Annotated in this window: 3 protein-coding genes and 4 pseudogenes; 4 read left to right on the plus strand and 3 right to left on the minus strand. The window is 67.6% G+C overall.

The window, feature by feature from the left end:
* A pseudogene (locus CDN38_RS07995) lies at positions 1 to 176 on the minus strand (ExeA family protein); the annotation flags it as partial.
* A gap of 54 nt (positions 177 to 230) precedes the next feature.
* Between CDN38_RS07995 and CDN38_RS29960 the strand changes: the two are divergent.
* The 3 genes from CDN38_RS29960 (at position 231) to CDN38_RS08005 (ending at position 2,955) form a co-directional block, all read left to right on the plus strand.
* Positions 231 to 494 (plus strand): hypothetical protein, encoded by a 264-nt coding sequence (locus CDN38_RS29960; RefSeq protein ID WP_142361250.1) that lies wholly within the window; start codon positions 231 to 233, stop codon positions 492 to 494.
* A 78-nt stretch (positions 495 to 572) separates the two neighbouring features.
* The gene (locus CDN38_RS29355; protein ID WP_161951588.1) at positions 573 to 743 is read left to right on the plus strand and encodes a hypothetical protein; all 171 of its coding nucleotides are present in this window, start codon (positions 573 to 575) and stop codon (positions 741 to 743) included.
* Positions 736 to 2,955, plus strand: a complete 2,220-nt coding sequence (locus CDN38_RS08005; RefSeq protein WP_075509472.1) for a recombinase family protein — start codon at positions 736 to 738, stop codon at positions 2,953 to 2,955. Before CDN38_RS29355 ends, CDN38_RS08005 begins: the two co-directional genes overlap by 8 nt.
* A 141-nt stretch (positions 2,956 to 3,096) precedes the next feature.
* Here the strand turns inward: CDN38_RS08005 and CDN38_RS08010 are convergent.
* Both CDN38_RS08010 and CDN38_RS30565 read right to left on the minus strand, forming a co-directional pair.
* Positions 3,097 to 3,267 (minus strand): annotated as a pseudogene (locus CDN38_RS08010) (ExeA family protein); the annotation flags it as partial.
* Positions 3,264 to 3,389 (minus strand): annotated as a pseudogene (locus CDN38_RS30565) (hypothetical protein); the annotation flags it as partial. The pseudogenes CDN38_RS08010 and CDN38_RS30565, both read right to left, overlap by 4 nt.
* 173 nt (positions 3,390 to 3,562) lie before the next feature.
* On the opposite strand from CDN38_RS30565, the pseudogene CDN38_RS08020 reads away from it, so the two are divergent.
* A pseudogene (locus CDN38_RS08020) lies at positions 3,563 to 4,208 on the plus strand (HNH endonuclease signature motif containing protein).
* The last annotated feature ends 501 nt before the right edge of the window (positions 4,209 to 4,709 follow it).

A 4,709-nucleotide genomic window follows, 5' to 3' on the forward strand; every position in this document is an offset into this window, starting at 1 on the left:
GCTTGGGGAGCCAGCGTGGCGTGATGGGTCAGGGGTTGTCCGCCCAGCGAGGCGACGATGCGGTGGTGGATGCCGCGGACCCCGACGGTGGGGTCGGGCAGGTAGATGACGGCGTGGCGGCTGGCATCGAGGGCGGCCAGCGCGGCGCGCACGGCGACGGTTTTGCCGGCGCCGACAGTGCAGGCGACAGACTGCAACAGCTTCGTGCGGTCCTGCCGTGCGATATCACGGTGATCGATGCCACGCACCCATTGTGCGGTGAGCGGTTGCGGGCGTTGACATTTCGTCGACGGCAGGGCGTGGTGAGGCTCGTGGTGGTGCTTCCCGATGGTACTCCGGGCATGGTGGCGGCGGACGCGACGGACGTGTTCGGCGACGCCGAGGCCGTGGTGCCGCGGTTGGCGACGACGTTGTCGGTTGAGGGGGTGCGGCGGCTGCGGTCGCGACTTGCTCGAGACGCCGGTGCCGCGTCGACGTCGGGCGTGTCGTCGTGACCAGATGCGGCCAGTTTCGGCCTGGATGGACAAGGCTCACCTCACTGGATCCGCGCCAACGAGATCAGGAGGTGAGCCGTGCGAGGAATCAGGATAGCGGCCGCGGTGCAACTGCGGCTGCCATGGGAACAGGAGTGTGTCGGCGAGCGGTGGGAGCTGCTGCCGGAGCGCACCCGGGCGCAGGTGCTGACGCTGCTGGCCCGGATGATCGCCCGGGGCGTGCTGGTCGAGGACGGCAGCGATGACTGAGCCAACCAAGATTCGGCCCGCGCACTTGCGGCGGGAGGCGTGGGTGTATGTGCGGCAGTCGACGATGACACAGGTGCGGGAGAACACCGAGAGCTTGCAGCGGCAGTATGAGCTGGTCGAGCGGGCGCACCGCTTGGGGTGGTCGGCTGATCGGGTACACGTGATCGACAACGACTTGGGCTGTTCGGGGGCCGAGGCCACCGCGCGAGTGGGGTTTCAGGGGCTGGTTGCTGCGGTGGGGCTGGGCCAGGTCGGCCTGGTGCTGGGCATCGAGGTGTCTCGGTTGGCCCGCCGCAACGCCGACTGGTATCACCTGCTGGACCTGTGCGCGATGACCGACACCCTGATCGCCGACGCGGACGGGCTGTATCACCCCGGCGACTACAACGATCGGCTGGTGCTGGGGTTGAAGGGCACGATGAGCGAGGCCGAGCTGCATGTGTTGCGCTCGCGGCTGGATGCCGGCCTGCGGCACAAGGCGGCACGGGGCGAGTTGCGGCAACTGCTGCCGGTCGGGCTGGACTACGACGAGGATGGACGTATCGTGCTCAGTCCAGACGAGGCGGTCCGTGCCGCCATCGCGGCGGTGTTCGACCGATTCGACGAGCTGGGTTCGGCGCGTCAGGTGGTGCTGTCGCTGCGCGGGGACGGTCTGCGGCTGCCGCGCCGGTCTGCAGGCGCGCGGCTCATCCGCTGGGCCGAGGCGACTTACCCTGCGGTTCATGACTTTTTGACGAACCCGGCCTACGGTGGGGCGTTCGTGTTCGGGCGAACGAAGGTGAGCCGGCGTCTGGACGAGACCGGCCGCATTGTCGCCCGCGAGCGTGAACTGCCGCGCGAGGAGTGGGAAGTGACCATCCCGGAGCATCATCCCGGCTACGTGTCCTGGCAGACCTATCTGGCCAACCGAGAACGGTTGCGCGCCAACGCTCGTGCGCCCCGCGGGCAGGGTGGCGGGGCGGTGCGCGAAGGCCGCGCCCTGTTACAGGGTCTGGTGGTGTGCGGAAAGTGCGGGCGGCGGATGCTGGTCAGCTACTCCGGCCCGAGCGGTCGAGTGCCGCGGTATGTGTGTGCGCAGGGGTTGCGACTGTATGGGTCGGCGCGCAGCTGTCAGAGCCTGAGCGGGCGCCGCCTGGACGCCGCTGTGGTCGAGGAGATGTTCACGGTGTTGCAGCCGGCCGCGCTGGCTGCCACCGCAGCCGCGCTGGCCGAGGCCGAAGACCAGCATGCCCGGCGGGTGCGCGCGTTCGAGCTTGCGGTCGAGCGGGCCCGCTACGAGGCCGAGCGGGCCCACCGCCAGTTCGACGTGGTCGAGCCGGAGAACCGCTTGGTCGCTCGCAGTCTGGAAAGTGATTGGGAGGCAAGGCTTGTCACGCTGCGCCAAGCCGAGGCCGACCTCGACACGCAGCGGTCCCGGCGGCCGGCGGTGCTCACCGAGGAGGAGGTGGCCTGGTTGTCTGGCGCGGGCGCTGACCTGCGTGCGGTGTTCGACGCCGAAACCACCACGATCCGCGAACGCAAGCAGCTGCTGCGGCTGCTGGTCAGTGAGGTCGTCATTACCGTCGACCGCGACGCCGCGACGGCCGCCGTCCGAATCCGTTGGGAGGGCGGCGCTAACAGTGACGTCACCATCGCGTTGCCGCGCCGCGGCGTCGATAGCGCGATCCGTACCGAAGCCGACACGCTGGAGCGCATTCGGCGGCTGGCCGTGCACTACGACGACGCGACGATCGCGCGCCTGCTTGCCCGACAAGGCGTGATGACCGCGACCGGGCTGGCGTTCACCCGTGACCGGGTTGGCAGTCTGCGCCGCAAACACGGCATCGCTGGGCCGATCGAACCTGTCGTACCCGTCGGCGACGATGTGCACATGGTCAGCATCGCCGAAGCTGAGACATTGCTTGGCACCTCCCGCGCCACCCTCTACCGGTGGCTGGCCAGCGGCTTCATCCGCGGCGAGCAGCAGGGCCCCGGCGGCCCGTGGCGGATCCGCGTCGACGCTGAGTTACGCGCCAAGATCACCCCGGACACACCCGAGGGATGGGTTGGGCTTGAGCAGGCCGCCCGGCGACTCGATTTGGCCAAACAGACTGTCCTGGACCGGATCCGCCGCGGCGAACTCAACGCCGTGCATGTCAACCGTGGCCAACGCAAGGGCCTGGCCATCCAACTGCCGCTGACGGAGAACACCTTGTTCACGACGGCGCCATGAATCGCCGCAGCAACTTGTCGCATCCGGTCCAGCACACCATGATCGCACCAACCCGCGCGACCATGAACACCACAACAACGCAGCGTTCGGCCCGAATCTGGACCTAATGAGACAAACGAGGAAAGGAAATCAGCAGTGAGAACCCGGTCCGACTTCACCGGTAATCACTCCGATGCGGCGGTCGGCGACACACCAGCCGATACGCGCGACCGCTTCGTTGTGGGCGGCATGGCGGTGCAGCATGGACGCGGCCAGATCGCGGCCGAATGGGGTGCGGGAAAAGCCGTAGTAGGAGATCAGTTTGTCCATCATTGCGGTTGGGCCTCCTGGCCGGTGAGCAGGTCGAGCTGGCCGGGGATTTGGTCGGTGCTCTTGGTGAGGGCGGCGTAGTTGACGCCGCGGGCCAGCTCAGCGGCATGGGCGGTCTCGATGCGCGCTAAATTCGCGGGCGGGGGCTGCCCGGGTGGCCAAATGCGCGCATCGTAAAGACCGCCTTGGGCGCGACCGCGGTGTAGATCGTGTGGTTTTCGCGACGCGGATCGCGCGCGGTCGAGCACCTGCCACGCACCAGCGCAGACTTGTCGTACCCGACTGTGATGATGTGGTTATGTCGGTGACCGCATCGTTGGGCTCTGCGGCAACGCGCCCTGGCCAGCGTCTTGAGGTGCTGTTCGAGGAGCTGGCGGAGTTGGCCGGTCAGCGCAACGCGATTGACGGGCGCATCGTGGAAATCGCCGCCGAAATGGAGCGCGACGAGCTGTGCGGGGCCACGGGCGCGCGGTCGGTGGCGGCGTTGCTGGCCTGGAAGCTCGGCTCGTCTTCGACAAACGCCCACACGATCACCGCCGTGGCGCGCCGGTTCGAGGAGTTCCCGCAGTGTGTCGCGGGCATGCGGGAGGGCTGGTTGTCGCTGGATCAGGTCGGGGTCATCGCCGCCCGGGCCGGTGCGGGATCTGATGCGCATTACGCGCAGGCACTGGGAAGACGGCGGCGCCACCGAGCTGGACAACCTGGTGCTGGTCTGCCCCTATCACCACCGCAGCCACCACCGCGGCATCATCACCATCACCGGCCCCGCCGCCGATCCCACCGTCACCGACAGCTGCGGCCGACCGCTGAGCGCAGGATCGCTGGCACGTCCGCCGACCCTTCCCCCGCCCGCTGTCGCAGCCTATCCCGGGCCCACCGGCGAGCGCGCCGACTGGTGGTGGTATGAACCCTTCCAACCCCAACCACCACCACCAAACAACTAGCGTCGGTCACCACCGGTGCTAATCCCAAACACGTTGGGGTATCAAGAAACTCGCTCACCCGGGCCCGCCAACAACCCGCGGTCACAGTGCACACCAATTCTGCAAGGGTAGCCCGGAGGAGAACGGCCCTCCGGGCCCAAACGTGGAGGTGGACCCCGGCTCCACGGTCGGGACGTGTGATGGCGGGACGCAATGCAAGTTGCATCCACCGCTGTGGCGTACATGCGCCTTGCGCTTCACCTGCGTTGTACGCGAAAAGTACTGGCTATCATCGCCTTGCGGAATTGCCGACTACGCATTCCCCTTCTTTGCGGCGGGAAGTGGACAAGCGGTACTTGCGTGGAAGTGCGTCGTAGCCCGAGCTGTCCGCGAATTCGACTAGGGGACCAGCAGTTTCGGGTGTGAGGTTCCCCCCAAACCGTAGAGGCATCGACAATGAGGAGCACGATGCCAGAGAAGCGGATGAAGTACGACCGGGAGTTCCGTGAGGGGGCTGTCCGG

The organism is Mycobacterium ostraviense, from assembly GCF_002705925.1.
Taxonomy (GTDB): Bacteria; Actinomycetota; Actinomycetes; order Mycobacteriales; family Mycobacteriaceae; genus Mycobacterium; species Mycobacterium ostraviense.

Coding starts and splice junctions, on each gene's coding strand:
- CDN38_RS08005 (WP_075509472.1), top strand. CDS start 736: ATGACTGAGCCAACCAAGATTCGGCCCGCGCACTTGCGGCGGGAGGCG.